This is a genomic window from Flavobacterium crocinum (assembly GCF_003122385.1).
In the GTDB taxonomy this organism is placed as follows: Bacteria; Bacteroidota; Bacteroidia; order Flavobacteriales; family Flavobacteriaceae; genus Flavobacterium; species Flavobacterium crocinum.
On record NZ_CP029255.1, the window covers coordinates 2,064,625 to 2,091,552 of the forward strand.

Annotated in this window: 28 protein-coding genes and 1 tRNA gene; 16 read left to right on the forward strand and 13 right to left on the reverse strand. The window is 33.3% G+C overall.

The window, feature by feature from the left end:
• Positions 1 to 16 precede the first annotated feature (16 nt).
• The 6 genes from murC to HYN56_RS09505 all read left to right on the forward strand — a co-directional run bounded on the left by murC (position 17) and on the right by HYN56_RS09505 (position 6,443).
• Positions 17 to 1,366 (forward strand): UDP-N-acetylmuramate--L-alanine ligase, encoded by a 1,350-nt coding sequence (gene murC, locus HYN56_RS09480; protein ID WP_109191952.1) that lies wholly within the window; start codon positions 17 to 19, stop codon positions 1,364 to 1,366.
• Complete coding sequence (locus tag HYN56_RS09485; protein ID WP_109191953.1) at positions 1,353 to 2,075, forward strand: cell division protein FtsQ/DivIB; 723 nt, start codon at positions 1,353 to 1,355, stop codon at positions 2,073 to 2,075. The genes murC and HYN56_RS09485 overlap by 14 nt, the downstream gene beginning before the upstream one ends.
• A 6-nt stretch (positions 2,076 to 2,081) precedes the next feature.
• Positions 2,082 to 3,488 (forward strand): cell division protein FtsA, encoded by a 1,407-nt coding sequence (gene ftsA, locus HYN56_RS09490; protein ID WP_109191954.1) that lies wholly within the window; start codon positions 2,082 to 2,084, stop codon positions 3,486 to 3,488.
• Between the two features lie 91 nt (positions 3,489 to 3,579).
• Positions 3,580 to 5,595, forward strand: coding sequence for a cell division protein FtsZ (gene ftsZ, locus HYN56_RS09495; protein ID WP_109191955.1), 2,016 nt, complete (start codon positions 3,580 to 3,582; stop codon positions 5,593 to 5,595).
• Between the two features lie 205 nt (positions 5,596 to 5,800).
• Positions 5,801 to 6,250, forward strand: a complete 450-nt coding sequence (locus HYN56_RS09500; RefSeq protein ID WP_109191956.1) for a GatB/YqeY domain-containing protein — start codon at positions 5,801 to 5,803, stop codon at positions 6,248 to 6,250.
• Between the two features lie 119 nt (positions 6,251 to 6,369).
• Positions 6,370 to 6,443 (forward strand) — tRNA-Arg (locus HYN56_RS09505).
• 74 nt (positions 6,444 to 6,517) lie between these two features.
• On the opposite strand, the gene HYN56_RS09510 is transcribed toward HYN56_RS09505, so the two are convergent.
• Together HYN56_RS09510 and HYN56_RS09515 are read right to left on the reverse strand one after the other, a co-directional pair.
• A complete protein-coding gene (locus tag HYN56_RS09510; protein ID WP_109191957.1) occupies positions 6,518 to 7,069 on the reverse strand; it encodes a GNAT family N-acetyltransferase in 552 nt (183 codons plus the stop codon).
• A gap of 127 nt (positions 7,070 to 7,196) precedes the next feature.
• The gene (locus tag HYN56_RS09515; protein ID WP_109191958.1) at positions 7,197 to 8,405 is read right to left on the reverse strand and encodes an outer membrane protein assembly factor BamB family protein; all 1,209 of its coding nucleotides are present in this window, start codon (positions 8,403 to 8,405) and stop codon (positions 7,197 to 7,199) included.
• Positions 8,406 to 8,623: 218 nt separating this feature from the next.
• Here HYN56_RS09515 and HYN56_RS09520 point away from each other — a divergent pair, with 218 nt between their 5' ends.
• On the forward strand, positions 8,624 to 8,869 hold the full coding sequence (locus tag HYN56_RS09520; RefSeq protein WP_109191959.1) for a ribbon-helix-helix domain-containing protein: 246 nt from the start codon (positions 8,624 to 8,626) through the stop codon (positions 8,867 to 8,869).
• A complete protein-coding gene (locus tag HYN56_RS09525; protein WP_109191960.1) occupies positions 8,862 to 9,152 on the forward strand; it encodes a type II toxin-antitoxin system RelE/ParE family toxin in 291 nt (96 codons plus the stop codon). The genes HYN56_RS09520 and HYN56_RS09525 overlap by 8 nt, the downstream gene beginning before the upstream one ends.
• A 114-nt stretch (positions 9,153 to 9,266) precedes the next feature.
• Here HYN56_RS09525 and HYN56_RS09530 read toward each other — a convergent pair whose 3' ends face one another.
• Complete coding sequence (locus tag HYN56_RS09530; RefSeq protein ID WP_109191961.1) at positions 9,267 to 9,464, reverse strand: hypothetical protein; 198 nt, start codon at positions 9,462 to 9,464, stop codon at positions 9,267 to 9,269.
• An 11-nt stretch (positions 9,465 to 9,475) separates the two neighbouring features.
• The gene (locus HYN56_RS09535) at positions 9,476 to 9,730 is read right to left on the reverse strand and encodes a hypothetical protein (protein WP_109191962.1); all 255 of its coding nucleotides are present in this window, start codon (positions 9,728 to 9,730) and stop codon (positions 9,476 to 9,478) included.
• Positions 9,731 to 9,952: 222 nt separating this feature from the next.
• On the opposite strand from HYN56_RS09535, the gene HYN56_RS09540 reads away from it, so the two are divergent.
• A complete protein-coding gene (locus tag HYN56_RS09540; RefSeq protein ID WP_109191963.1) occupies positions 9,953 to 10,741 on the forward strand; it encodes a zinc-dependent peptidase in 789 nt (262 codons plus the stop codon).
• A 125-nt stretch (positions 10,742 to 10,866) separates the two neighbouring features.
• On the opposite strand, the gene HYN56_RS09545 is transcribed toward HYN56_RS09540, so the two are convergent.
• From HYN56_RS09545 to HYN56_RS09570, 6 genes are all read right to left on the reverse strand, one after another.
• On the reverse strand, positions 10,867 to 11,718 hold the full coding sequence (locus HYN56_RS09545) for an alpha/beta fold hydrolase (RefSeq protein WP_109191964.1): 852 nt from the start codon (positions 11,716 to 11,718) through the stop codon (positions 10,867 to 10,869).
• Positions 11,719 to 11,867: 149 nt separating this feature from the next.
• Positions 11,868 to 12,548, reverse strand: coding sequence for a metal-dependent hydrolase (locus HYN56_RS09550; protein ID WP_109191965.1), 681 nt, complete (start codon positions 12,546 to 12,548; stop codon positions 11,868 to 11,870).
• A 115-nt stretch (positions 12,549 to 12,663) separates the two neighbouring features.
• The gene (locus HYN56_RS09555; protein WP_109191966.1) at positions 12,664 to 14,493 is read right to left on the reverse strand and encodes a TlpA family protein disulfide reductase; all 1,830 of its coding nucleotides are present in this window, start codon (positions 14,491 to 14,493) and stop codon (positions 12,664 to 12,666) included.
• Positions 14,494 to 14,656: 163 nt separating this feature from the next.
• Complete coding sequence (locus HYN56_RS09560) at positions 14,657 to 15,523, reverse strand: class I SAM-dependent methyltransferase (protein ID WP_109191967.1); 867 nt, start codon at positions 15,521 to 15,523, stop codon at positions 14,657 to 14,659.
• A gap of 13 nt (positions 15,524 to 15,536) precedes the next feature.
• On the reverse strand, positions 15,537 to 16,001 hold the full coding sequence (locus HYN56_RS09565) for an Mpo1 family 2-hydroxy fatty acid dioxygenase (RefSeq protein WP_109191968.1): 465 nt from the start codon (positions 15,999 to 16,001) through the stop codon (positions 15,537 to 15,539).
• Positions 16,002 to 16,098: 97 nt separating this feature from the next.
• Complete coding sequence (locus tag HYN56_RS09570) at positions 16,099 to 17,325, reverse strand: TMEM143 family protein (RefSeq protein WP_109191969.1); 1,227 nt, start codon at positions 17,323 to 17,325, stop codon at positions 16,099 to 16,101.
• Positions 17,326 to 17,740: 415 nt separating this feature from the next.
• Between HYN56_RS09570 and HYN56_RS09575 the strand changes: the two genes are divergently transcribed.
• Positions 17,741 to 18,058, forward strand: coding sequence for a GIY-YIG nuclease family protein (locus HYN56_RS09575; RefSeq protein WP_109191970.1), 318 nt, complete (start codon positions 17,741 to 17,743; stop codon positions 18,056 to 18,058).
• A gap of 485 nt (positions 18,059 to 18,543) precedes the next feature.
• Here HYN56_RS09575 and HYN56_RS09580 read toward each other — a convergent pair whose 3' ends face one another.
• Entirely contained in the window at positions 18,544 to 19,008 is a 465-nt protein-coding gene (locus tag HYN56_RS09580) for a DnaJ-like cysteine-rich domain-containing protein (RefSeq protein WP_109191971.1), read from the reverse strand.
• 254 nt (positions 19,009 to 19,262) lie between these two features.
• Between HYN56_RS09580 and HYN56_RS09585 the strand changes: the two genes are divergently transcribed.
• Positions 19,263 to 19,685: a DoxX family protein gene (locus tag HYN56_RS09585; protein WP_167398292.1), complete on the forward strand. Its 423-nt coding sequence runs from the start codon at positions 19,263 to 19,265 to the stop codon at positions 19,683 to 19,685.
• A 7-nt stretch (positions 19,686 to 19,692) separates the two neighbouring features.
• Here HYN56_RS09585 and HYN56_RS09590 read toward each other — a convergent pair whose 3' ends face one another.
• Together HYN56_RS09590 and HYN56_RS09595 are read right to left on the reverse strand one after the other, a co-directional pair.
• Positions 19,693 to 20,403, reverse strand: coding sequence for a LytR/AlgR family response regulator transcription factor (locus HYN56_RS09590; protein WP_109191972.1), 711 nt, complete (start codon positions 20,401 to 20,403; stop codon positions 19,693 to 19,695).
• On the reverse strand, positions 20,376 to 21,374 hold the full coding sequence (locus HYN56_RS09595; RefSeq protein ID WP_109191973.1) for a sensor histidine kinase: 999 nt from the start codon (positions 21,372 to 21,374) through the stop codon (positions 20,376 to 20,378). Before HYN56_RS09595 ends, HYN56_RS09590 begins: the two co-directional genes overlap by 28 nt.
• A gap of 178 nt (positions 21,375 to 21,552) precedes the next feature.
• Between HYN56_RS09595 and HYN56_RS09600 the strand changes: the two genes are divergently transcribed.
• The 5 genes from HYN56_RS09600 (at position 21,553) to HYN56_RS09620 (ending at position 26,670) form a co-directional block, all read left to right on the forward strand.
• Entirely contained in the window at positions 21,553 to 22,542 is a 990-nt protein-coding gene (locus HYN56_RS09600; protein ID WP_109191974.1) for a DUF6268 family outer membrane beta-barrel protein, read from the forward strand.
• Positions 22,543 to 22,544: 2 nt separating this feature from the next.
• The gene (locus tag HYN56_RS09605) at positions 22,545 to 22,790 is read left to right on the forward strand and encodes a hypothetical protein (protein WP_240622682.1); all 246 of its coding nucleotides are present in this window, start codon (positions 22,545 to 22,547) and stop codon (positions 22,788 to 22,790) included.
• Between the two features lie 316 nt (positions 22,791 to 23,106).
• Entirely contained in the window at positions 23,107 to 24,636 is a 1,530-nt protein-coding gene (locus HYN56_RS09610; RefSeq protein ID WP_109191975.1) for a SulP family inorganic anion transporter, read from the forward strand.
• Positions 24,637 to 24,831: 195 nt separating this feature from the next.
• Positions 24,832 to 25,740, forward strand: coding sequence for a helix-turn-helix domain-containing protein (locus HYN56_RS09615; protein ID WP_109191976.1), 909 nt, complete (start codon positions 24,832 to 24,834; stop codon positions 25,738 to 25,740).
• A 90-nt stretch (positions 25,741 to 25,830) separates the two neighbouring features.
• The gene (locus HYN56_RS09620; RefSeq protein ID WP_109191977.1) at positions 25,831 to 26,670 is read left to right on the forward strand and encodes an SDR family NAD(P)-dependent oxidoreductase; all 840 of its coding nucleotides are present in this window, start codon (positions 25,831 to 25,833) and stop codon (positions 26,668 to 26,670) included.
• Positions 26,671 to 26,928: the final 258 nt, after the last annotated feature.

The window sequence follows — 26,928 nt, forward strand, 5'->3', positions numbered from 1 at the left end:
GCTAAAGCATATAAAAATGAATTTAAATCAAATACAAAACGTTTATTTTATTGGTATCGGAGGAATCGGAATGAGTGCCTTGGCTCGTTATTTCAAATTTATTGGAAAACAAGTTTCAGGTTACGATAAAACGCCTTCTATGCTGACTAATGAATTGATTGAAAGCGGTATTGATATTCATTTTGAGGACGATATTAACTTAATTCCAAAAGAGTATTATGTGGAGAATACGTTGGTGATTTATACGCCTGCGGTTCCAAAAACACATTCTGAATGGAATTATTTTATTGAAAGACATTACGAGGTTAAAAAACGTGCAGAAGTTCTTGGAATTATTAGTAAAGATACTTTCTGTTTTGCCGTTGCAGGAACACACGGAAAAACAACAACATCAAGTATTTTGGGGCATATTTTATTTCAAAGCGGTGCTGATGTAACTGCTTTTATTGGCGGAATTGTAGAAAATTACAATTCTAATTTAATCGGAAGCGGGAAAACGGTAACAGTGGTAGAAGCAGATGAATTTGACAGATCGTTTCTGCATTTACGTCCAGATATTGCTTGTGTGACTTCTATGGATGCAGATCATTTGGATATTTATGGAACTAGTGAGGCAATTCAGGAATCTTTCAGAGAATTTGCTTCAAAAGTAGAAGATAAAAATAATCTCTTCATAACAAAAGAATTACCGCTTGACGGAATTCAATGTGCTATAAATGAAGATGCTGTATATAAGGCTTTTAACGTTCGTATAGAAGATGGGGCTTATGTTTTTGATGTGCAGACGCCATCAGAAATCATGAAGGATTTACGTTTCGGACTGCCTGGTAAACACAATTTAATGAATGGATTGATGGCTATTGCAATGGCTAAGACATTCGGCACCCCGACCGATTCTATTGCAAAAGCCATTGCTTCATTCAACGGAATTAGAAGACGTTTTTCATATCAAATAAAGAGTGAAAATTTAGTATATATTGATGATTATGCGCATCATCCAACAGAAATAAATGCTGTTCATCAAGCAGTTAGGGAGCTTTATCCGGGCAAGAAAGTTTTAGCGATTTTCCAGCCTCATTTATTCAGTAGAACTAAAGATTTTGTGGATGGATTTGCAGAAAGTTTGTCAAAGTTTGATGAAGTGTTTTTGATGGATATTTACCCTGCTAGAGAGCTTCCGATGGAAGGAGTAACTTCTGATTGGCTTTTGGGTAAAATGACCAATACGAACAAAAAAATTGTTGCAAAAGAAGATTTATTAGGTGAAATCAAAGCCAGTGATGCGCCAATAATTGTAACAATTGGAGCTGGTGATCTGGGAGAAATGGTTCCGTCAATTAAAAAGATTTTAAATGAAAATATTTAATTGGGCAAATATTCGATTAGTACTAATTTTCGGACTGGTTTTGTTTCTGTATTCTTTCGCGCAACATCGAAACGGAGATCGAAAACTGAAAAAATCAATGGTTGTTTTTGTAGGAGAAAATACGCTTTTTTTGAAGCCGGAAACGGTTAATAAATTGTTGATAGAAAATAAAAGAGACGCTTCCAGTATTAGAAAAGATGAAGTAGATTTGAATAAGATAGAGAAAACCCTCGATACGCAAGAGATGATTGAGAAGTCAAACGTTTTTGTAAGTATTGATGGAGTTCTAAAAGCAGTAGTAAAACAGAAGACGCCCATAGCAAGAGTTTATGACGGCGGCGCTTCTTTTTATATTGATTACGAGGGTAATAAAATGCCTTTGTCTGACAATTTCACTGCGAGAGTTCCTCTTGTTTCAGGGGCAATTAATGAAAAAAATAACGAAGATTTAGCGGCTTTACTTCGCACAATTTACGATGATGAGTTTTTGAAAAAAAACATCATTGCCATCGAGATTATGCCGAATGGAAGCTTAAAATTGTTTAATCGTAACTATGATTACTTCATAGATTTCGGCAGAACGATGAATGTTGATAAGAAATTTAGAAACTATAAAGCGTTTTTTCAAAAAGCAGTTTTAGATAGTTCGTTATACAAATACAAAAAAATTGACCTTAGGTTTACGGAACAAGTAGTTTGCACTAAATAATAGAAAATGGAAAAAGATAATATTGCAGTAGGTCTAGATATTGGAACAACCAAAATCGTTGCCATGATTGGCAAGAAAAATGAGTATGGTAAGTTGGAGATTTTGGGCATTGGTAAATCCAAAAGTTTGGGTGTTGCCAGAGGAGTAGTAAACAACATTACGCAGACGATTCAGTCTATTCAACAGGCCATAATCGAAGCGGAAAATAATTCGGGTTACAAAATTAAAGATGTGGTAGTGGGGATTGCCGGACAGCACATCAGAAGTATTCAGCATACGGATTACATCAGCAGAAACAATCCTGAAGAAGTAATCGGCGAAAATGATATTCAGCTTCTAATCGATCAGGTAAATAAACTGGCGATGTTACCGGGAGAAGAAATCATTCACGTTTTACCTCAGGAATTTAAAATCGACGGACAGTCTGAAATTAAAGAGCCGATCGGAATGTACGGCGGAAGATTAGAATCTAGTTTTCACGTTGTAGTGGGTCAAGCATCATCAATCAGAAATGTTGGAAGATGTATTCAAAGTTCAGGAATTGAATTGTCTGGATTGACATTAGAACCATTAGCTTCGGCAGATGCTGTTTTAAGTCAGGAAGAAAAAGAAGCGGGTGTTGCATTAATCGATATTGGTGGTGGAACAACAGATTTGGCTATTTTCAAAGACGGTATCATTCGTCACACAGCTGTAATTCCTTTTGGAGGAAATGTGATTACAGATGATATCAAAGAAGGATGTTCGATTATTGAAAAACAAGCGGAGCTTCTAAAAATAAAGTTCGGATCTGCTTGGCCAGGAGAAAATAAAGACAATGAGATTGTTTCTATTCCAGGGCTGAGAGGAAGAGAGCCAAAAGAGATTTCACTAAAAAATCTTTCTAAAATTATCCACGCAAGAGTAGTGGAAATTGTAGAACAGGTTTTTGCAGAAATAAAAGCATACGGTCACGAAGATCCTCGCAAAAAGCTTATTGCCGGAATTGTTTTAACTGGTGGAGGTGCACAATTAAAGCACATCAAACAATTGGTTGAATACATTACGGGAATGGATACCAGAATTGGTTATCCTAATGAGCATTTAGCAGGAAACTCAGGAGAAGAAATTTCTAGTCCATTATTTGCAACAGCAGTCGGATTAGTTATGAATAGTATTGAAAATAGTTCTCAAAGTGCTGTTAGAATGGAGTTGGTTAATGAACAGCCAAAAGTTGTTTACAGAAATGCTCCGCCAGTACAGCGATACGAAGTGGAAGAAAACTACGTTGAGAAAGTAGAGACTATCGAAGAAACTAGAGAGGTTGTAAGCCAGAAGGCATCTAAAGATGAATCTACCGAAACCAAAATAAGACGATCATTTTTTGATCGATACGTCGACAAAATCAAAGAATTTTTAGACAACGCAGAGTAATTAGAGTAAAACAAGAAGAAGGAAATTACTTTCTGGCCCCAAGTCAAGAAGTAAAAAATGTACTTAATAAGAATTTCAAAAAACCAAAAAGATGATGAGCAACTCAGAATTTGGAAGTATTTCATTTGATTTACCAAAAAATCAATCAAATGTAATCAAAGTAATAGGTGTAGGTGGAGGCGGAAGTAACGCAATTAACCACATGTTTAAGCAAGGTATTAAAGGCGTAGATTTTATCGTTTGTAATACCGATTCGCAAGCGCTTCAAAATAGTTCAGTACCAAATAAGATTCAGTTAGGACTTAATTTAACTGAAGGATTAGGTGCAGGAGCAAACCCGGACGTTGGACAGCAGTCGGCTATCGAAAGTATTTCTGATATCGAAAAAATGTTGGATAAAAATACTAAGATGGTATTTATCACTGCTGGTATGGGTGGAGGAACTGGAACTGGTGCAGCTCCGGTAATTGCTCAGTTGGCAAAAGAAAGAGAAATATTAACAGTTGGTATCGTGACGATTCCGTTTCAGTTTGAAGGGAAAGTACGTCAGGAGCAGGCGATTATTGGAATTGAAAAATTGCGTAAGCAAGTCGATTCTTTAATTGTAATCAACAATAATAAATTAAGAGAAGTATACGGAAATCTTGGTTTCAAAGCAGGATTCTCTAAAGCGGACGAAGTTTTGGCAACGGCCTCCAGAGGTATTGCTGAAGTAATTACGCACCACTATACTCAAAATATCGATTTACGTGACGCGAAAACTGTTTTGGCTAACAGTGGAACTGCAATCATGGGATCTTCTGTGTCAGAAGGTGAAAACAGAGCAAAAGACGCCATCGTTTCTGCTTTAGATTCCCCATTGTTGAACGACAATAAAATTACAGGTGCCAAAAACGTATTGTTGCTTATCGTTTCTGGAACTAACGAGATTACTCTTGACGAAATCGGAGAAATCAACGATCATATTCAGGCCGAAGCAGGTTACAATGCCAATATCATCATGGGAGTTGGTGAAGACGAATCTCTTGGTGAGGCTATCGCGGTAACTATTATTGCAACAGGTTTTGATGTGGAACAACAAAACGAAATTGTAAATACAGAACCAAAGAAAATCATTCATACGTTAGAAGATGAGCAGAGAAGTGTTCATAATTTAACAAACAGACCGATTTCATCTTTCGACTTAACAGTGGATACACCAACTGCAAAAGTAGAAGACAAAGTTGTTTTTGATTTAATAGACGACGATGAAACTTTTACTCCAACTCCTACAAATGCTGTTGCTCCAGCAATTAATCAGGAAGAGTTGGTAGTTATGTCTGAATTTATTAAAAATCTGGATGTAACTTTCGAAATTGTTTCGCCAATTACAGATATTGATTTTACAATTTCTTCGCCAGAGAAACCAGCTGTTCAGCAATTTCAGCAGCAACAGCCAGTTCAACAGCAACCAATTAAGCAACAGCAACAAGTACAGCAGCAAAGAGTATTTGAAAGAGAAGAACAAACCGCTTTTTCTTTTGATCTTCCTTTGTTCAAACAAGAGCCTGTAAAAAGAGAGCCGGTTGTTGAGGATAACAGAGTTTTGTTTGAATTAACAAATGAAACTCGCGAAATAAAAGTAAACGATCCAGTACAGTTTGTTCCTGTAACAGAAGTTTCGGAGAACGGAATCATTAAATATTCTCTTGAAGAATATATGGAAGTTGAAAACGATTTGATGGCTTCTAAACCAGTAGAAAAAAAGGTTGAAGATACAATTCCAGAAGAATTGAATATCACTTTAAAACCAAGAACTGATTTTGCTAGTCAGCCTGATTTTTCAACAACTTCTGAAGTTTCTCCATTAGAATTGACAATTGAAGAAACACTTCGTTTAAGAGCTGAAGAAAGAAGAAAGAAACTAAAAGAGTTTAACTATAAATTCCATAACAATGTTTCTAGAATTGATGAGTTGGAAAAAGAGCCAGCTTATAAAAGATTAGGAATTGATTTGTCAAATTCGCAATCAAATAATACGAATTCAAGAATCTCTGTTGGAACCGATAGCAATAATGATTTACAATTGCGTTCAAACAATTCATTTTTGCACGATAATGTAGATTAATTTTTAGCATCATAATACTAGATGACCCGAAAATTGGATTTAATTTTCGGGTTATTTTTTTTATCTTCGCACAGAATTTAAAAATTTGACTTCCTAAATAGGTTTTTAAAGTTAATCTTATTGTCAGTTCGAGTGGAGTTGAGAACAAATTCCAAATTAATATATCAATTAATAAGCATTGGCTTATTTAAAATAAAACATAAACATGAGTTTACAAACACAAATCATGGACGAAATTAAAACGGCCATGAAAGCAAAAGATACAGTAGCGTTAGAAGCTTTAAGAGCAGTAAAATCTGAATTGTTATTGGCTTCAACATCTTCTGGATCTAAAGAAGAATTATCAGAAGACGAAGAAATTAAATTATTGCAGAGATTGGTTAAAACTCGTAAAGAAAGCGCAAGAATCTTTACAGAGCAAAATCGTCCTGACTTAGCTGAACCAGAATTGGCTCAGGTTGCTGTAATCGAGAAGTTTTTACCAGCTCAATTAAGCGAAGAAGAAGTAGAAGCTGTAATAGCAAAAATTATTGCTGAAACAGGAGCTTCTGGAATTGCTTCAATGGGTAAAGTTATGGGATTAGCATCTGCTCAATTAGGTGGAACAGCTGAAGGAAAAACTATTTCTACAATTGTAAAAAAATTACTTTCGTAATTTTTAAATTCCAATAAAGAAAATCCAAATCCCAAATTGGAAAACTCAATATGTAAATTCCAAATTCCAAGTTTAGCATTGGAATTTGGAATTTAAAAAATTGAAATTTAAATATTTTTGACCTCGTAGTTCAACTGGATAGAATATCAGATTTCGGCTCTGAGGGTTGGGGGTTCGAACCCCTCCGGGGTCACTATGAAAAAATGAAAGCCTGAGAATATATGTTCTCAGGCTTTTTTATGGTTAAAAAATTTTAAATATTTTCGTCTAGTTATTAATTTGACTATTTCTTAAAGTATAAGTTACCAGATTTTTTATACCCTCATGAGTATTATTATATTTTTTATTCTCCAATTCAAAGTTCATTTTTTTTAATATTGATACAGAATTAATGTTGTCAGAAGACGGAAAAGCAGTTATTATTTTTGCTTTTATTTTTTCAAACGCATATTCTATTATTTTTTTGATTACTTCCGTCATTATTCCTTTACCTTGAAATTCACTCAACATTTCATATCCTATTTCTACAATTTCATTTTCGATATCAAAATTCCATAAACAAATTGAACCAATTAGATTGTTGTTTCCTTTTTCAGTTATAACCCAATAAATGCATTCATTTCTCGCAATTAAATTTTGCATTTTAATGATGTATTCTTCTGCTTTTTTTAAGTTTGATGAATTCTCTCTTCCAACAAAAGCATTTACAATTGCATCAGAATGTAATTTATGAATTAAAACAACATCAGTTTTTTCAATATTTCTTAATATTAATCTTTCGGTAATTAGTTTAGGGAAGTCTTTAAAATTCAATTCCATTCTGTACTTTTTTTGATTAATTTTTTATTTGGAATTTTGGCTTTTGCTTGTCGCTAACTAGTGAATACTACTGCAGTCAAAACCATAAAAAAAATCCCGAGAATCTAAACTCTCGGGCTTTTCTATTTTATCGAATAATCTTCAAATAAGAAGTATAAACATTATCACCAAGAGTAGTTCGCATATAATATACGTTTTCATCTTTTTCGGTTAAATCGAACTGAATTAAACCAGCGTCACAATAATAATAAAGCAAATTATCATCGGCAGGAAATTCAATGTTCGAAACTGGCAGTGTTGTCAATTTTGTTTCGAATACGGTCTCTCCGTTGAAGTCTAATTGGAACAGTTTTTTCTTTTTGGTATAGCCCCAAATATTATTCACTTCTTCGGTAATGTATTCGATGTTGTCGTCTTTAAAATCTACTTTCCATAGCTGTGTTCCTGCTTTTGAATCAATGGCATAAACAGAACTAACTTGTGAACCCTGCGCGCCAATAAAGATTTTTTTGTCTTTATATAAGATGCGTTCTTTCACGTTATTTTGATTTTCATCAAACTTAAACTGCCATAAAACATCTAGTTTTTCAGGACTTAAAGCATAAAGAGTGTTTTTTTCGCTTGCGATAAATATATTTTCGCCATCCGTTATTGGTTTTCCGGTTATATTTTCTTCAAAAGTTTTTTGGCTTAGCACTTTCCCTGTTTTTGCATCAAAACTATAAAGATTGGTTGCGCTTGGAAGGAAAATTTTTCCGTTGAAAAAAAGAGGTTCAATATCATTTTGTGCCGAATCTAATTTGTAGTTCCATACCAAACTGCCATCTTTTATATCAAGAGCATAAAGGTTGCTGCCTTGATTTTGATTTTGAGCTGTTATAAATAATTTTCCATCGTTTATGATTGGTGTTTGGTCTTTAAGAACAATCTGATCTGTAATATTACCTAATCTTGATTTCCAGAAAATATCACCGCTTTGATTGTCTATCGCGAAAATTTCACCATTAATGAATGGAACATATAAAACGCCATTTAGCATCGTGATTTTATTAGCACACATTTCAGTGTAAGCATCCGTAGCTTTTACAGTCCAATTAATAGATTCGGATACTAAGTCAAATGAAAAAAGAGAACCATCGTAATCATAAATCAGAATTGAGGTATCGTCTAATGGGATTTTTTTTATCGGACGTATGGCTTTATTGGTAACCATTTCTGCGGGAGATAAACTAGTATTAGAAGTATTGGTTTTACCCGTTTTTGTGGTTGCCGGTACCTGCCCAAACATATTTATAACGGTAAATACAAATAAAAGAGTTATTAGATTTTTTTTCATTTTTAAGATTTGGGTTTATTTTTTTGCTTTGTTGATTTCAACAATTGAGCCAAAGGCTAGTCCAAATATAATGAAAAAATATATTAGGGTTTTGAAGTGATAACTTCAACAAATTGTGAAATTGAACTTCTAAAAAAATACTCGGAAAGAAAAAGACTAAAAGTTGATGCGAATTATTTTAATTGGTGTAAATTTACACCAATTAAAATAATGTTGTTATGGCACGACAAAGTATTTCATTAGCCACCCAGAATGATGAATGGCTGAAAGAACAAGTAAAGAACGAGGAATTTTCAAGTAAAAGTGAGGCTATCAATTATCTTATTAAGCAAGCTCGCTCACAAGAGCAATATTATGAGTTTGTTCGCAATAAAATAGAACGAGGAGAAAAAAGTGGCTTTGCAAAAAAACAGACTAGAGAAGAAATGTTAGCAGAATTCAAGAGAGATCTTGGAAATGTATAGTTATTTTTTAAGCAATGAAGCCAAAGAAGATTTAAAAAGAATTTATTATTACGGAATTGGCAGATTTGGTTTGGCTCGAGCAGATAAATACTTTGATATGATTCATGATTGTTTTGAAAAGATAGAAGAAAATCCATTTTTATTTCCTTCAGCAGAATTTATAAAATTTGGATATCGTTACTGTGTTTGTGGTGTTGATACAATCTATTACCGTATAGCGAATGATAATAAAATTGAAATAATTTCAATAATTGGCAGACAAAATTTTAATGCAATTTTTTAAAAGAAAAGCCTGAGAATTAAGATTTTCAGGCTTTTTTTGTATAACTCTCTGATTTAACAAGAATAGAGTACTTTTTAAGTGATTCTAATCTTACTAAATATTCAGAAATAAGTTTTACTTCTCAGATCGTTTTTTCCTAAAATCCTTTATTATAACATAAACTGAAAACAGGAAAGTAATGGCATAAACAGCTGCCAATACGGGTTTTTCAAACTGCATCGTTTTAAAATCAAATTGTTTGTATAATGCAATACCTACAATGATTGCCACAATTCTTAATACGAATACCGGAGCATTATTTTTATTTTGCATTTGGAAGAGGATTAAAGGTTTCTACATTTAATTTCTTTATTCAATAAACTAAAGTTTATCAATAATGGTGTAAAAACTATTGGGAGAGAAAAAACAGGAATAAGCGCGGCAATGGATTCTTTTAATCCTTTTGAAGCAATTAAATAAATAGAGACAGCAAGAGCTAGTATAAAAATAACTCCAAAGCCAATGGCAATTCCTTTTAATAAATTTCTTGTTTTTATCAGTTTTGCATCCGTGAAATTCTCATAAATATTTTTATTCATAATTATTTGTAATTGGTTGATTAGTTTATAGTGGTAGGCGAATATAAAAAAATATACGAAAAATACATTAGTTTTTTTCTGATTTACTTTAGAAATACCAAATCTAATTTTTATGAAAAGATTTTTAGAAGATTTTTCTTTTTAAACAAATCTCATTGATATTTTCCTATTTTAGCGAAACAGAGGCCAACGCACTATTCTGTTTTTTATGAAATTAAAACTATGCTGTTTTTCCTTTTAATTGGAATTTTATTTCTCTTCGTAATTGTATTCAGGATTATTGAACCAGTGTATTTAATGCTGTTCAATAAACCGTTGTTTATCTTTTGGTATCCCGTTTTGAAAAAATTGGATCCGGAAGATAAAGCATTGTTGAGAAGTGAATTTTCGTATTATACTAATCTGTCTGTTAAAAAGAAAGGATATTTTGAACACCGTGTAGAAAGTTTTATTGAACATTATAATTTCGAAGGAAAAGATATTCAGGTTACCCGCGAGATGAAACTAATTATTGCCGGAACTTATGTGATGCTTACTTTTGGAATGCGAAATTACCTGATTGAATTATTCGAAAATATCGTTATTTATCCCTCTGTATATTATTCTGTAATTAATCAGGAATATCATAAAGGAGAATACAATCCCAGAATGAAAACCATTGTTTTTTCGTGGGAAGACTTTCTGAGCGGACATGAAACAAAAGATAATATCAATCTCGGATTACATGAATTTACACATGTGCTGCATTTTCATTCCAAAAAAAGTTCCTCTCCCGGGGCCGTTATTTTCTATGATGAATTTACAGAAATTGAAAAATATTTTGATCAGGAAGAATTAACCAATAAAATTAAAGAAAAACAGTATTTCAGAGAGTATGCTTACACTAATAAATTTGAATTTCTGGCAGTAATTCTGGAGCATTTTTTTGAAACCCCGGAAATCTTCAAACGAGAGTTTCCGGAGTTGTATCAAAATGTAAAAACAATGATTAATTTTAGAGAAGATCTTTAAGTTTTATAAGTTTTTTTAGAAGCATAATCCAGCCATCCACTATATCTTTTATGGTGAACCCCACCATAAAAGGATGCCGTTCCTGTCTGGGCTAGACACTCATTTTCAAAAGAAATTCCGGAAATCTATTTCGTATGCTGTAAAAAATTATCGATGTAATTTACTACGAGTGGAATATTTTGGTGCTGGGGAGCGTGCCCAGTCTGCGGCAGCAAAATTAACTGTGATGTTGGAAGCTGTTTGGTCAGCGGATACCAGTTTTCTACAGCAAAACTTGTGTCGTGATCTCCGGAAATTATTAATATTGGTGTTTTGGTTGTACTCAGTTTCCCTCTGTAATTTTCCTTGTCTTCTACGGCATTTTCGCCACCGGCAAAATACAATTGAAAAACTTCCATGGTCGATGGAATTTTAGAAACATCTATTCTTTTGCCAATTCTGTCATGAGAAGCCTTTGCAGCCTTTACGCTTTCTTCAGACTCTGGTTCAAAGAAAAGAATCACTTCATCGTTAAAATCATTGATTGGTTTTAATGCATGATCCAGAAAAGACTGTTCCAGCGGGACAACTCTTGGACCAATTGGACCAGTTCCTAATAAAATAGTGTGAGTAACCAATTCCGGATATTGATGCATTGCAGCTTGTGTAACCAGCCCGCCATAAGACCAGCCCATAAAAATAGCTTTTTTGATTTTAAGATGATCAGCGAGATCTTTTACATCTTTTGCAACTTCTTTAACATCGGTAGGAAGCGTTCCTGTCGAATATCCAATTCCCGAATAATCAAAAGTAATCACCTGATGTTTTGCCGCGAGAAGATCAAGAAACAATGGATCCCAGGTGTCAAGTGTTCCTCTAAAACGATTAATTAATATAATTGGATTTCCTTCGCCAATAGATCGATAGGCAATTTTTCGATCTGAAAAATCAGCATATTGCGTTTCTGAATTTGTAGCGTTTATTTTTGATGCACTCATTATTTTTAAAGTTTTGATTAATAATGAAATAAGAAACAATTTTAATGCCTTCTAAAAAAAATAATTGAAATCAGGGTCTAAGAGAATTTGACTGTAATTTTTCTGGTTTTATTTCGCTAAAAAAATAAGTTTTCACGAAATATAGAAAATTACAATTCGATCGTATCGCCAATTTTAGGTAAGAAAAGATTCAGATCTGCCTTTTTAAATTCGTCTAAAGCCTTTTGATGATCCATTTTGATAAAGCCGAACGTATCATAATGAACCCCCAAAATTTTATCTACTTCAACCAGTTTTGAGGCTTCAATGGCTTCTTCAATTCCCATTGTAAGTCCGTCACCAATTGGAAAAACTGCAAAATCCAGTTTGGTGAATTTTAGGATAAACTGCATATCAAAAGTCAAAGCCGTATCTCCGCTGTAATAGAAATTTCCATCTGGAGTTGTCAATACAAAACCACAGGCAATGCCACCATAACTGCCGTCCATAAAACTGCTTGGATGCTGCGCAATTACACATTTTACAGTTCCAAAATCAAAACTGAATTTTCCGCCCGGATTTATGGGATGCGCATTTTCGATTCCTTTTTTCAAGAGCCAGTTATAAATTTCAAAGTTTCCGAGGACTTTAGCTCCTGTATTTTTGGCGATTCTTTCCACATCCAGAATATGGTCGTAATGCGCGTGAGAGATAAAAATATAGTCAGCTTTTATTTCGTCTACGTTAATATCTTTTGCTAATTCATTTTGTGTGATAAAAGGATCGAACAGAAGGTGTTTTTCATTGGCTAAAACAGAAAAACAGGAGTGGCCATAATAAGTTATTTTCATAAAAATACATTTTTAAGATTAATAAGTTATTGATTTTTAATTCAATAAAGATACCAATAAAAAATGCGCAGTAAATTTTTACTGCGCATTTTGAGTTTTCGAAATCAAAAGAATATTATTTTAATTGTTCGTCAATTAGTTCTCCTAAACTGCTGTTGGAGTGACCTGCAAATAAAATATTGCCGTTTTTTCCAATAAGAATAGAGGTTGGTATTCCTTGTATTTTGTATTTAGTTACCACTTCTGATTTGGAGTCAAATACAACATTGAAAGTATATTTTTTTTCAGTCAGGTAATCGGTAACGTTTTTTAAAACTTCGTCATCTTTTTTATTTTCCCATGTATTTATAAATAAGAAAGTGACCTCTTTATCCTTGTATTTGTTAACCAATTCCTGCATTTTAGGGAAAGAAGCTTTACATGGTCCGCACCATGTTGCCCAAAAGTCAAGAACAACAATTTTTCCTTTGTAATCAGAAAGTTTGACTTCTTTGCCTTCTAAATTTTTTAAAGCAAAATCAGTAGGAGTTGTACCGCCGAATTGCTCAATAATTTTTTTATTCTTTTCTTCCTCATTTAATTTGTCCGCTTTTTCTTTTAGTTTTTCAAAATTCGCAAGCGGGAGGTTTTCTGCGATATAAATTTCTTTTAATTTAGAAACCAATGCAGGAGAAACAGTATTGTTGCTGATTTCATTTTCAAGATAAGCTCTTACCTCATCTTTACTTTTTACTTTTTCCATCATGGCTACATAACGTACTTTTCCGCCGGCATCAAATCCATTAGCTTTTCTTACTTTATCCTGATATTTAAAAGCTTCTTCATAATTACCTTGTTTGTAAAGTATAAGTGCATAAGTATCATTATACATATTAGCTTGATACTCATATTGTGGATTAAAAGTTTCTTTTGCATTTTCTTCCAAAAGAGTTAATGATCTTTTAGAGATTTTAGAAGTAAAGTCAATGTCTTTAATAGGTGAAGTTAAGTCTTCGCCGGTTAAACCCCAGGCAAAATCGTTATAAATGCCAGCAGGATTACTTAATTGAGATTCAATTTTTTGTGCTTTTTCAAGATCTTTACTGGTCAGATATTCCTTCATCAAACTGTTGTAAAAAACGTCTAAAGTTCGTACAGAAGTCTCTTTATACTTTGTTTTACAAGTATCAATACATTTTAGGATGTAATCTTCTGTTTTTTCTTTTTTAGCGAAAAAGCGATTGATAAATTGATTTTTTGCAAGTGTACCGGAAGGATATTTTGCTAAAATTTCTTTTTCTAATTTTGCTCTTTCATCAGACATTCTGTTCATAGAATAAGCATCATTAGCCAGCATGTAATATTCTTCTTTGTCTTTTTTAAGACACTTTTCAGCAAAAACCAAAGCTTCTTTATTGCTTTCTTCTTTGTTGATCTGGCTTTTCTGATAAAGATAACTCATGTACGATTTGTCGCTTTTTAGAGTTGGGTATTTTTCAAACAATTTCTCGTAGGCTGCAACCTGCGATTCAGGTTTGACGTCTATTTTGAGTTTGAGAAAATAGTTGGCATAATTTCCCATAGCAATTTCATTTGCCAACGTTTTACCCAATTCAGAGTCATTTTGCGTTTTTAAATAAACAACATAGCCCTGGTCTTTATTGTTGTCGACTATTTCCTGGGCATTGGTAATCATGACAATGAGCGTTCTTGCAGAGTCGGCTACTTTTACGGTGAACTCATACAGTTTACCTTTTTTAATTAATTTTTGAGAGTTAAAGTCATAATAAGAATCTATAATACTGGCTTTAGAATTATCTTTAATGACGACTCCTTGTGGCGGTTCGTATACATAAGTATTTTCGGCACCAGTTTTAAATTTTGAGTTTTTTAGATAGATTTTTCCGTTTTGAGAAAATGCATTGCTAACAACGGTAAAGAATAACAAAATGTAGATTTTTTTCATCTTTTTGTGGTTTTTTATTTATTTGTTTCTTAATTGTTTAACGAATTGTAAAGTTAAATATTATACAATCAGTTGTTTTTTTTATTAAGAAAATATTAGCAAAAGCACGAAGTCATTTTGTTGTCTTATGTATTTAAAATATATTTTATAGCAAACGAATCAACTACTTTTTTAACCCAATTGCGGTTCGGTAAAACTCGTATCCTTTTTCGGAGCGATCGGGAAGAAATCTTTCGCGATATTCATTTGCGCCTAAATCTTCTAAAAGTTCGATATTAAATTGATGTAAATAACCCGGAAGTTCTTCGGGAGAAAAACCAAAAGTCCAGTGTTCTTCTATTTTTTCGAGATCTTCCAGTAATTTTTTTCCGCCTAAAAAAGAATCGGGATTTTGCAGGACATCTTTATGTACATAAGTGAAAATTACATGACTATGTTGAGCAAATTTTGAAATAAAAGAAAATGTGCTTTTTACGGCTTCTTCTGTTAAATAATTTGTGACGCCTTCCCAAATAATTGCTGTAGGTTTTGAAAAGTCCAGATTGTTTTTTAATGCTAAATCGTCCAGATTTTGTTGATTAAAATCAATTTGTAGAAAGGTCACGTTTTGCGGAATTTGACCAATTCGCTTTTTATAGATCTCTGCTTTGAAATTGGAAGTATTAGGATGGTCAATTTCTATTACCGGAATGTCTTTTAGAAAATCAAGACGAACGGCTCTCGTATCAAAACCGGCACCCAGAATTATAACTTGTTTAACTCCATTTGAGACCGCTTTTTCTAATAAACTGTCAATATATTTTGTTCTTGCAATTCCGGAAGAAAGGGCGCCCGGAATTTTTCGGTTTATTGTATTATTAATATATTTTGTAATAATAGGGTAATGATACAATCGTGTAGCAAGTCTCAATTTTGAATCAACAAAATGAATAGCGTAAGGATCTGAAAATAACCGGTCTTTACGTTGTGTTTCCAATGCTCTGAAGAACGCCATATATTGTGCCGTTCTGCTTGTTTGTTCTGCTTTCATTGGTAATCTTATCTTATTTTTTAGAAAACAAATTCTCCACAACCCAGGCCGGACCAATTAATAAAAACTGAAGGTCTTTTAAGAAAGACGGTTTTTTGCCCTCAATATTATGTCCGTAAAATTGTCCGATCCAGGCGATAACAAAAACAGCGATGGAGAACGCCCACAAAGGAACAAATTGTCCAATATAATAATTGATGATCAGGCAAACTCCCGAAAACAAAGCAATTTTAGCAGCCATAGCAATCGATAATCTGATATAGAAAACCAAAACAAAAAGTAAAATGACAAAAGCCCAATTTTCGATAATGGGTAAATTTAGTTTTAAAGTACGGGCAATAATTCCGCTCGGAATACTCATTAATAAGCCTACTATAGAAAAGAAAATAGCAGGGACACAAATGTAGTGTATGGCTTTGTTGGTCGGGTTTTGATGACTTACGGCATATTCCGTAAACCATTGGTCTAGAGTTTTCATTTTGGTGGTTTTATAGTTAGTTGTGGTAAATCTAATGAAATTTCTTATACATTAGCAGATAACAACAAACTAAAAATATTAACTACAAAACATAAACTTACTTCTGATTATAATCAAAAACATTATCCCACAATTCATCGATTTTGATCAGTGCTTCGTTTAACGAAATTACTTCCCATTTTCCATCAGTTTCAATTCCTAAACCAATGCTTTTTAGTTTCAGTAAAGCATCGTTTACATCAAAATCCAATTCGGTTTTTAACTGAGAAGCAAACCAGGATTCTATTTGAGAATCTAGTTCAGCTGCAGTCAATGAATTTTGGCTTCGGCTTAAAAAGGCATATGCTAAAATCGTTTCTTTTAAAGCTTCTTCTTCAGATGAATTTAGAAGGGAATAAAAAGCACCACTGTTATTTCCGACATTCTTAAAATACAAACTGTCAGAAAGTGTTTTGGAATATCGAATTTTCTTATTTATAAAATTATTGTACTGACGGAAACAGTAAGCGGCCAAAATTCCTAAAGCAATTAATCCCTGATTTAACGAAGTTTTACTGTTGAGTAAATCGATAGTTTCGCCGGTCTGATAAGCGTCGTACATATTGATAAGCGCCGGAATTACTTTGGCACTTAAAAGCGAAATTCCACCAAAAACACCAGGAATCCAAAGCAACATTTTGTCTTTAAGAGACATTTTTGGAACTGCATTTGGGAATACGGTTTCAAGATCATTTTTAGGAACACGTTTAAAAATTTTTAAAGCAATAGATCCCGGATCAATCGGCATTTTTCCTAGTTTCACTTTTTTAGCTGCGAGATAATCTGCATCGCTGTAGTTTAGGTAAATTAAGACACGATCGTAATATTCGATTTCGACTTCTTTTTTCCAGAAAAAAAACTTTTTGACCTTTTCTTTCGCCTTATGATGTCCGCGGGCATATAATTCAAAATCTTTAAAAGTATTGAAATCAATTGCCAGATTTAAACCAATTAAGTCCGATTCTTCAAATGCTGCCTTTAAGGTTTCTTCGTCGATTCGGTAATAATTGCCGCGTTCTAAAACCGTAAGTAATGTTTCTTTAAAAACACCAAAATTACTTTTGCCAATGAAACTTTCACGTTCTTTTTCGCTTAAATCCGGATCGTACAAAGCATAGTGCTGTTTTAAATTCCGATTTAAATTAAAAGACTCGTAATGATAATAATGCTCAATGATATCGAATAACTTTTTGAAATCATCTGCATTTTTTTGATTTTCTGTTAAAGCAATTTGCTGTTCTAATAAAAACTCCTTGTTGAACGGAATATAATGTTCTCGCGTCATGTCGATTCTGGGCTTTAATTTTTTTCTGGCGTAGAAGCTGCAAAGATACAAAGGTTTAGTTTTTTTATTTCAGGTTTGAAGTTTAAATACGATAACTGTCAATTTTACGTACAGTTTTGTCATCCTGAGAAACGAAGGATCACACAAGAAATTCCGTAAAGTATTTCGACCAAAATTAACCACACAGCTTTTGTCATCCTGAGGAACGAAGGATCACACAAGAAACTCCACAAAGTATAGCTACTATCAAATTAACCGCAAAGCATGGCGGACAATCTTTGTCGATATGCACATACGATCCTTCGTTCCTCAGGATGACAGAACTAGATGGAAAATCTTTTTCTATCTGTTGTTTTCTTTAGAAATTCATATCTTAAATTAAAAACCATGTATATTCGTACAAAAAAAAATAAAAATGCTAAGTCCTCAAAATGGTTATCATACCTATTATGTTTACATTATTACCAACAGATATCGTTCGACATTTTATATTGGTGTAACAAATAATTTGAGAGAAAGACTGAATCAGCATAAGGAGAACATTAAAAAAAATGAGAAAACGTTCGCGGCGAAATATGGTATTGAGTTTTTAGTATATTATGAAAAATTCACTTGGATACAAGAAGCGATCACAAGGGAAAAAGAATTAAAAGGATGGATTAGAGATAAAAAGCTTGAATTGATAAGAGATTTTAATCCAACTTTTGAGTTTCTTAATTACTATTTTGAATAAAGACTGAGTTTTTGTAAATACTAAGAAGCGAATAATCATACAAAATATTCCGTAAAGTATTTCGACCAAAAATTAACCACACAGTTTTTGTCATCCTGAGGAACGAAGGATCACACAAGGAACTCTGCAAAGTATGGCGACTACCAACTAAACTTAAAGCCTAGAGAATAATCTTTGTCGATATGCGCATGTGATCCTTCGTTTCTCAGGATGACAAAAAAAATAAATTCACAAAAAAAGTGGGATTTCTAATCGTTACCAGCGATTTGAAATCCCACTTCGTGTTCCAAAAAAAGTGACAAAAATTTAAAAAAGCTTTCGGACGAAAACTAAATTCTAAACTAAAAATTATTCATAGCAATATTACCACTATAAATTAGTGTGGCTATACGTATTTATACGGGTTTTTTCTTTAGAGGTACTAAGATTCTAAGTTGCTGAGATTCTAAGATTTTTTTTGGTATTCAAAAACTTTCAGTTTTTGCTTAGTTGAATTCAGATCTTTTCAGGTTGATTACGCCTTCAACGTATTTTATGAGTTCTTCTTTGGTTACAGAAAAAACAGCGTTTTCCTGTTCTGTGCTTAAATAGAGATTTGCAATACTTTCGGCATCCATGTTTTGATTCAGGTAATGCTGTTCTGCAAATTGTATAAGCTGGTCTACAAAGCGTTCGCGTTGGTTGCCTTTTTCGATGGTTTCCTGATCGCCATTTTTTATTTTTTCGATTTCCGATTCCGGTAAATCTATAGTAAGGTACATGCAATCTACAGCAACTTTAGAGAGCATTTCTTTTTCTGCTTTTCCTGTGGCATTACAGTAGGCGCAGGGAGCAGGAACCCACTTTAATTGTCGTTTTAAACGTATAATATCTTCCCAGTCTACAAAACCTTTTCCAAGACATCTGGGACATGTTACAGCTGATCGGTTAAAGAAATTAAAAATGCGCATTGGTTATAAAAAAATCTTAGTAGTTCTGAATTATGCGAATTTAGTTAATTAAGTAAGAAAAGTTATTCAGATAAAATATTTTTTTTGAAGAAAAGAATTAACAAAGATTGTTGATTTGTTTGTTTTAGCGGATTACAGCTATGGATTGAAAATTAACATGTAGATATTTTACAACAAAAGAGACAATGTTATGGAATTAAGTTTAGTCTTTAAAGCTTTAAATTTGACAGTCAATTGTTAAAAGAAATAATTTTATGGAAAATATACACACTAGCAGATTGCAGAATTTCGTTAGAATTCTTTTAGGAATTTTTATGATTACGGCCGCTTTTGGTCACTTTACTTTTCAAAGACAGGATTTTCAGGCGCAGGTGCCTGATTGGGTGCCATTGGACAAAGATCTTGTGGTAATTCTTTCCGGAATTGTTGAAATTGCTTTAGGGCTTAGCATGTTTTTTCTAACAAAGTATAAACTACAAGTAGGTATTGCATTAGCTGCATTTTACGTTTTGGTTTTTCCAGGCAATATTGCACAATATTTAAACGGAATTTCCGCCTTTGGACTGGATACGGACCAGGCACGTTTGATTCGATTATTTTTTCAGCCGGTTTTGATTTTTCTGACTTTGTGGTCTACGGGAGGGATTGGGTATTTTTTTGATAAAAAGCTTAATTAAAAAATTATCAAATTAAAAGATTATCCAACAAAATCTGATACTTCCTTCCTACAGGAATAATATCACCATTTGCCATTGTAATATTTTTTAAAGTAACAGCCATAATTTTCGTTGTATTTACAATAAAAGAACGATGTACTTGGATAAAGTGCGAACAGTCAATCTCGGAACTGATGCTGGCAAGTGAACCGTAAATAATAATAGGCGATTTTAGTTTGCTGTTGTAGAGTTTCATGTAATTACCAAGACTTTCGATATATAAAATATCCGAAAGCGGAGTTTCTATCGTTTGTCCGTTAGAGCGGAAAGAAAGTGTTTTTTCTGTACTGTTATTTTCCTTTTTAAGAGTATTTCCGGAATGGTAGGTTTTGGCTTTTTCGATGGCTTTGGTGAATTTATCCAGCGAAATAGGCTTCATTAAATAATCAATTGCGTCGTTTTGATAGGCCGAAAGTGCAAAATCAGAATAAGCGGTGGTCACAATTGTAAGCGGACGATTAGGCTGTAATTCCATTAATTCTACACCCGAAATTACCGGCATATTAATGTCCAGAAAAATAATGTCGTATTGGTTTTCGTTAAGCAGTTTTATGGCTTCCATACCATTAAAGGCGCTTCCGGAATGTTCCAGTTCGTCAAATTTGGAGATGTGTGAAATCAGTGCTTTATGCGCTGGGGATTCGTCATCAATTATAAGACAGCGGTAGGTAAATGCCATATACTCAGTTTTACAACAAACATATTTTTCTCTTTCTGGCAGCTTAAATCGTGTTTTAAACGATAGACTTCCAGACGTCTTTTAAGGTTCTCAATCCCGATTCCAGTACCCGAAAGACGCGAACCCGAATCCATATAAGAGTTTTTTATAGTAAAAGTCAAATTTCGGCATTTTACTTTTAAATCCAGACTAATAAATGGTTCCGCCGTTTCAGCAGAAAATTTTACTGCATTTTCTACCAAAGGCAAAAAGAACAAAGGCGGAATCTCGATTTCTTTATTAACACCTTCAATATTCTGGTTTACGGTCAGTCTTTCGTTTCTAAACGTATAATATTCAATATATTTTTTTACGAAATCTATTTCTTCTTCAACCAAAACAAAATCTTTTTTAGAAGCTTCGATCTGATAACGCAGCATATCTGAAAGATTCAGGATTCTGTCCGGAACTTTGTCCGGTTCAGAAAGCGATTCACCATAAAGATTGTTCATGGCATTCAATAAAAAATGCGGATTCAATTGCTGTTTCAAAAACGAAAGTTCCGATTTATAGTTCATGATATCTTTGTCAGCATCCATGATTTTTTTTGTAATAACCACATGAATGAAATAGAAAAACATTCCGTTTATAATCAATGATAATATTTGTAGTGTTTTGAAATTTCCTAAACCTACAAGAGGAAAAAACCAATTCATAAAAAAGTAAAAACAAGTCCAGTAGGTTACCAGAAGTAAAAGAAAAAGTTTTCCCTTTTTTTTGAATAAAACAGGTTTGATAATGCAAATATTGAAAATGGTAATCCAGACAATACAAGGAAAATAACCAACGGCAATTTTACTTAAAATATAAGACCAGCTGTGTCCGTCCAGTTTTATTTCGTCATAAACGCAGGCTAAAATAACTAAGTAAACCAATGTGTTTACGAACAAGTTTCGCAGAAAGAAATTCTGATAAAGTTTAGAAATCGTCATAACGGCAAAAATAATATAATCGTATAGTTTTTAGTCTTTTGTAAAGGATAAATTATACCAACGCCGTTCGTATAAATCATACGCCGTTGGTATAAAAATGCTGTTATAATAGGAGTGTCTCGTTTACTTTTGAATCCAAATTTCAAATATATTCCCAGAATTTTAAATCTCCTCGTTTATGAAATCCAAAATCTTTTCGGTTTTAGTTGTCTTTATTTCTATAAAAGCCATGGCACAGGAAAAAGAGCCAGGCATGAAAACTTTAGGAAAAGCAATAGTAGATAAATTCCCGACAACCCGAACTTTTGATGTACAGTACGAACAACTTGGACCATCTAATTACGATTCGGAATTGTTTGGAAATAAATTCGAGAGAGGAAGAGTAGAAAGTCATAACCGATTTAAAGCAGCTTTTAATCTTCCGTTTTATGCCACAAAATCAAAGCGTTTTGTTTTAGCAGCTTCATTGCGATATAAATATGAAAGTTATGAGTTTGGCGATATCTACAATTACGGCACTAACGAAACTTACAGAAGAGAAAATCAGGATGTTCATTTTTGGGCAGGAGCTTTAACAGCTACTTATATGGCATCTCTTTTTGGAAAACCTGCCATTTACAGTGCCACAGCAACGGTTGATGGTGATGAAGAAAAATTACAGCGTTTAAAAGGATTTGCTTCGGGAGTTTTAGTGCTTAAAAGAACGCCGTCAACAACCATCACAGCTGGAATTTTAGTATTACTGGATCCCTCTTCAATTGTACCCATGACGCCTTTACTGACTATCAATCATAAGTTTAAAAATTCAAAATGGGATATGGATTTTATTTTACCACAACGTCTTTTGTTTAGAAGAGAATTACTTGAAAACGGAAGAATTTCCTTAGGTACTGAATTGAATACTGAAAGTTTTTACTTAAATTTAAATAGCTCAAATTTAAAAGGAGTATACGAACTGAATCAGTTGGAGTTAAAATCCGGAATTACCTATGAATATAGTTTTACCCCAAAACTGATTGCTTTTGCTAAAGGTGGTATAAACAATGTGGTAAGCGCCCGAATTACAGAGAAAGGCGAACGAACCAACCGCTATGTTTATGACCAGAAAGAAGACGCGCAAGGCTATGTTAGATTTGGAATATCGTATAATCTTTTTAATCGAAAATAGAGATGGATAAGTTGGAAGAATTAAAAGAACCAGTTATGATTGTGGAAATCTTTAAAACGAATGTTCAAAAAGAATCTGAGAAAGATTATATCATTGCAGTTCTACAATCTCAGTTTACAGACTATAAAATTAATTTTGACCTGGAAGACTGTGATAAAATCCTTAGAGTTGAAGGAATCGATATTCAATGCGATAACATTATGGATTATGTACATTGTTTGGGTTTTACTTGTGTGAGACTGGATTAAAAATTAAAAACTGCATTTTCATTGAACTTTGTCATTGAAATTGAATTTTGTAATTGCATTGCTATTGAATTTTGCTATTGAAAAAAGCGTATAAATACGCAGCCGTATATTTCGCTTTATGGTTAATTTTGTACGATAATTTTTGGTTTACCTAAAAAATATTCTCATGTTTGATCTCATCCTTTCTATTTTTATTTTTCTTTTAGAGCAAATGTTCTAGCTTGGTTGTTTTTACTCTTCAATTTATTGTTTAGCACATTTTCTTTGTTTGAAGGTTTGTATTTTTTTGCATAATATTTATCTAATTTTGTGCCCTATGAAAAAAGCATTCCAACTCTTCGATTTTACCCAAAAGGTCAATTATAAAAACGAAATTTTAGCAGGTTTAACCGTTGCTATGACGATGATTCCAGAATCCTTGTCATTTGCTATTTTGGCCGGTTTTCCACCATTGGTTGGTTTGTATGCCGCTTTTATAGCGGGATTGGTAACGGCAATTTTTGGAGGAAGACCTGGAATGATTTCTGGCGGAGCAGGAGCAACAGTAATTGTTTTGATTGCTTTAATGAAATCGCATGGAATAGAATATGTTTTTGCAGCTGTTGCGCTTGGCGGTGTGGTGCAAATTTGCATCGGACTTTTTAAACTTGGAAAATTTATTCGGCTAGTTCCTCAGCCTGTTATGTTTGGTTTTGTAAATGGTTTGGCAGTTGTTATTTTCATGTCGCAATTAGAACAATTTAAAACTGTAGTAAATGGACAAGTTTCCTGGCTTCAGGGAACTCCTTTGTATATTATGCTTGGTTTAGTCGCATTGACAATTGCAATTGTTTTAGTTTTTCCTAAAATTACAAAAGCAGTTCCGGCATCTTTGGTGGCGATTATGGTTGTTTTTGCTTTGGTAATTGTTTTTAATATTGAGACCAAAACGGTAGAAGATATTGCTTCGGTTCAAGGCGGATTTCCTCCGTTTCATATTCCAAATATTCCTTTTTCTTTTGAAACTTTAAAAATCATTTTTCCGTATTCGGTAATTGTGGCTGCTGTTGGTTTGACTGAAGGTTTGCTTACGCTGAATTTAGTAGATGAAATTACCGGAACACGCGGAAACAGTAATCGCGAATGTATTGCACAGGGAAGTTCCAATATTTTAAACGGTTTTTTCTACGGCATGGGAGGCTGTCCGATGATCGCACAGACTTTGGTAAATCTTGGAGCAGGTTCCAGAGCCAGACTTGCCGGAATTATTGGCGCTTTGACTATTTTATTAATCATACTTTTTGGCGCTCCTGTAATCGGGAAATTACCAATGGCAGCTTTGGTTGGTGTAATGATGATGGTGGCGATTACAACCTTTGAATGGGCGAGTTTTAGAATCATCAATAAAATGCCGAAACATGATATTTTCGTTGGAATTTTAGTAGCTCTTATTACAATTGTATTGCATAATCTGGCTTTGGCGGTTTTGATTGGTGTTATTATTTCAGCCTTGGTTTTTGCGTGGGAAAGTGCTAAAAGAATTCGGGCAAGACATTTTATAGATGAAAATGGAGTAAAACATTATGAAATTTATGGCCCATTATTTTTTGGTTCGACTACTGCCTTTTTAGAAAAATTTGATGTACAGAACGATCCGAATAATATAATAATTGATTTTAAAGAAAGCCGTGTTTCTGATATGTCGGCAATTGAAGCTTTAAACAATATTACCAAAAAGTACAAACAGGAAAATAAAACCGTAGAATTACAATATTTAAGTGCCGACTGTCGACAATTACTTAAAAATGCTGATGCGGTTATTAATGTCAATGTTATTGAAGATCCTACTTATAAAGTGGTTTCTTGAATTAGAGAATGTGGCAATTTGATAATTTGATAATTCAAATTGGACTGAAAAAGTTGTTGTTTGCGTTGCTGTAAACCCGATAGTTTTTTAGAACTTGCCGAGATTGTTTTTTTTATGAATTGTGCAAATCATTATCTAATTATCTAATTCCCAAATTATCTAATTACGAAAGATTGATTTTTGTAACTTTACAAAATGAAACTCACAGAAACTTTAGAAGATTTTTATACCGTAAAAATAAAAGGAATGCCCGAAAATCTTAAAAAAGAAATCGGACATTTCAATGTTTTTAAATTGGATGATTATATCGGGAGTACTTGTAATCCGTTGCCTTATACACGAAAAGATTTTTACAAAATCAGTCTGATTATTGGAAAAAACAAAGTGCATTATGCTGATAAAGTCGTTGCAATCGAAGATCAGGCTTTGTTCTTTGCTAATCCGCAGATTCCTTATAGTTGGGAACATATTGACGAGAATCAGACCGGATTTTTCTGCATTTTTACGGATGCTTTTTTTAGTCAGTTTGGGAATTTAAAAGAATATCCGTTGTTTCAACCCGGCGGTAATCCTGTTGTTCCGGTTTCTGCAGAATTAGCAGAATCTTTAAAGACAGTTTATCTGAGAATGGTGGATGAAATTAATTCAGATTATGCTTTTAAATATGATGTACTTCGAAATCTGGTTTTTGAAATTATTCACTTAGCTTTAAAAACGCAGACTGTAACTGCTTCATTATACAGTAAATCGAATGCTACAATTCGTGTTTCTTCTTTGTTTTTAGAATTATTGGAAAGACAATTTCCAATTGAATCGATTTCTCAGCAAATTAATTTTCGTTCGCCTTCAGAATTTGCGAATCAGTTAAATGTGCATGTCAATCATTTGAATAAAGCATTAAAAGAAACAACCGGAAAAACGACTTCGCAGATTATTTCTGAAAGAATTATTCAGGAAGCAATGATTTTACTGAAACAAACCAACTGGAATATTAACGAAATTGCGTGGTGTTTAGGATTCGAAGAATTGTCTCATTTTATCAATTTCTTCAAAAAGAATGTTCAGGTTTCGCCTAAAATCTATCGTCTGACTGAAATTGTTTGATTTTTGTAACTTCTTGTTTGATTGCTTTAATATTCGATAAGCACTTTGCTAATACCTTTGTCCTGTAATTATAACGTAAAAATTAAAATCATGGACAATAAAAAAGTTTGGTTTGTCACAGGTGCTTCAAAAGGACTTGGATTAGAATTGGCTAAAAAATTATTAGCAGAAGGATATAAAGTTGCGGCAACTTCAAGAAGTGAAGAATCTTTAATTAAAGTTTTAGGAAATACTTCGGAGAGTTTTCTTCCATTAGAAATGGATTTGGTTGATGAAAAAAGTGTCAAAAGTGCAATTGACAAAACGATTGGTCATTTTAAAACAATTGATGTTTTAGTAAATAATGCCGGTTACGGATTATTAGGAGCATTAGAAGAATTAACAGATGCAGAATCCAGAAAAAATTACGAAGTAAATGTTTTCGGATTATTGAATGTAATTAGAAACACAATGCCGATTCTTCGTGCTAATAAAACAGGACATATTTTCAATATTTCTTCTGTTGGAGGATATTATGGAGAATTTCCGGGCTGGGGGATTTACTGTTCTACAAAATTTGCGGTTGCCGGTTTAACAGAATCTTTGGCAGCAGAAGTAAAGTCGTTTGGAGTTCACGCTACGATTGTTTATCCGGGTTATTTTAGAACCGATTTCTTAAAAGACAGCTCTTTATTATTACCTCAAAACCCAATTGCAGAGTACAAAGAAGTAAGACAATCTGAAAGTGCATATAAAGATGATATCAACGAAAATCAGCCGGGAGATCCTGTAAAATTAGCAGAAGCTTTAATTAAAGCAAGCGAAGATCAGAATCCCCCACTGCATTTGTTTTTAGGAGAAGATGCTTATAATATGGCAAATCAAAAAATAGCAAGTGTTCAGGCAGAATTAGAAAGCTGGAAATCAGTTTCTGTTTCTACGGCGCTTTAATTGGAAAATTCCAATGGCTGAAATTGCTTCGCCAGTTCGTTATCGCTCGGGTTCAAATTCCAAATACAATAATAAACCTGTCAGGTTTATTATTGTATTGAATTGCCTCCAGATTTATCTGGAGGTTACTTGTTGAAACACCAAAAAGGCTTTAGCCAAACTGCAAAGTTCGGCTAAAGCCTTTTCTTCTTTAAGAGGATTTTTATTCCTTCAGATAAATCGGGAGGCAATTCAATTTTATTAATTTAAAGAATTTTC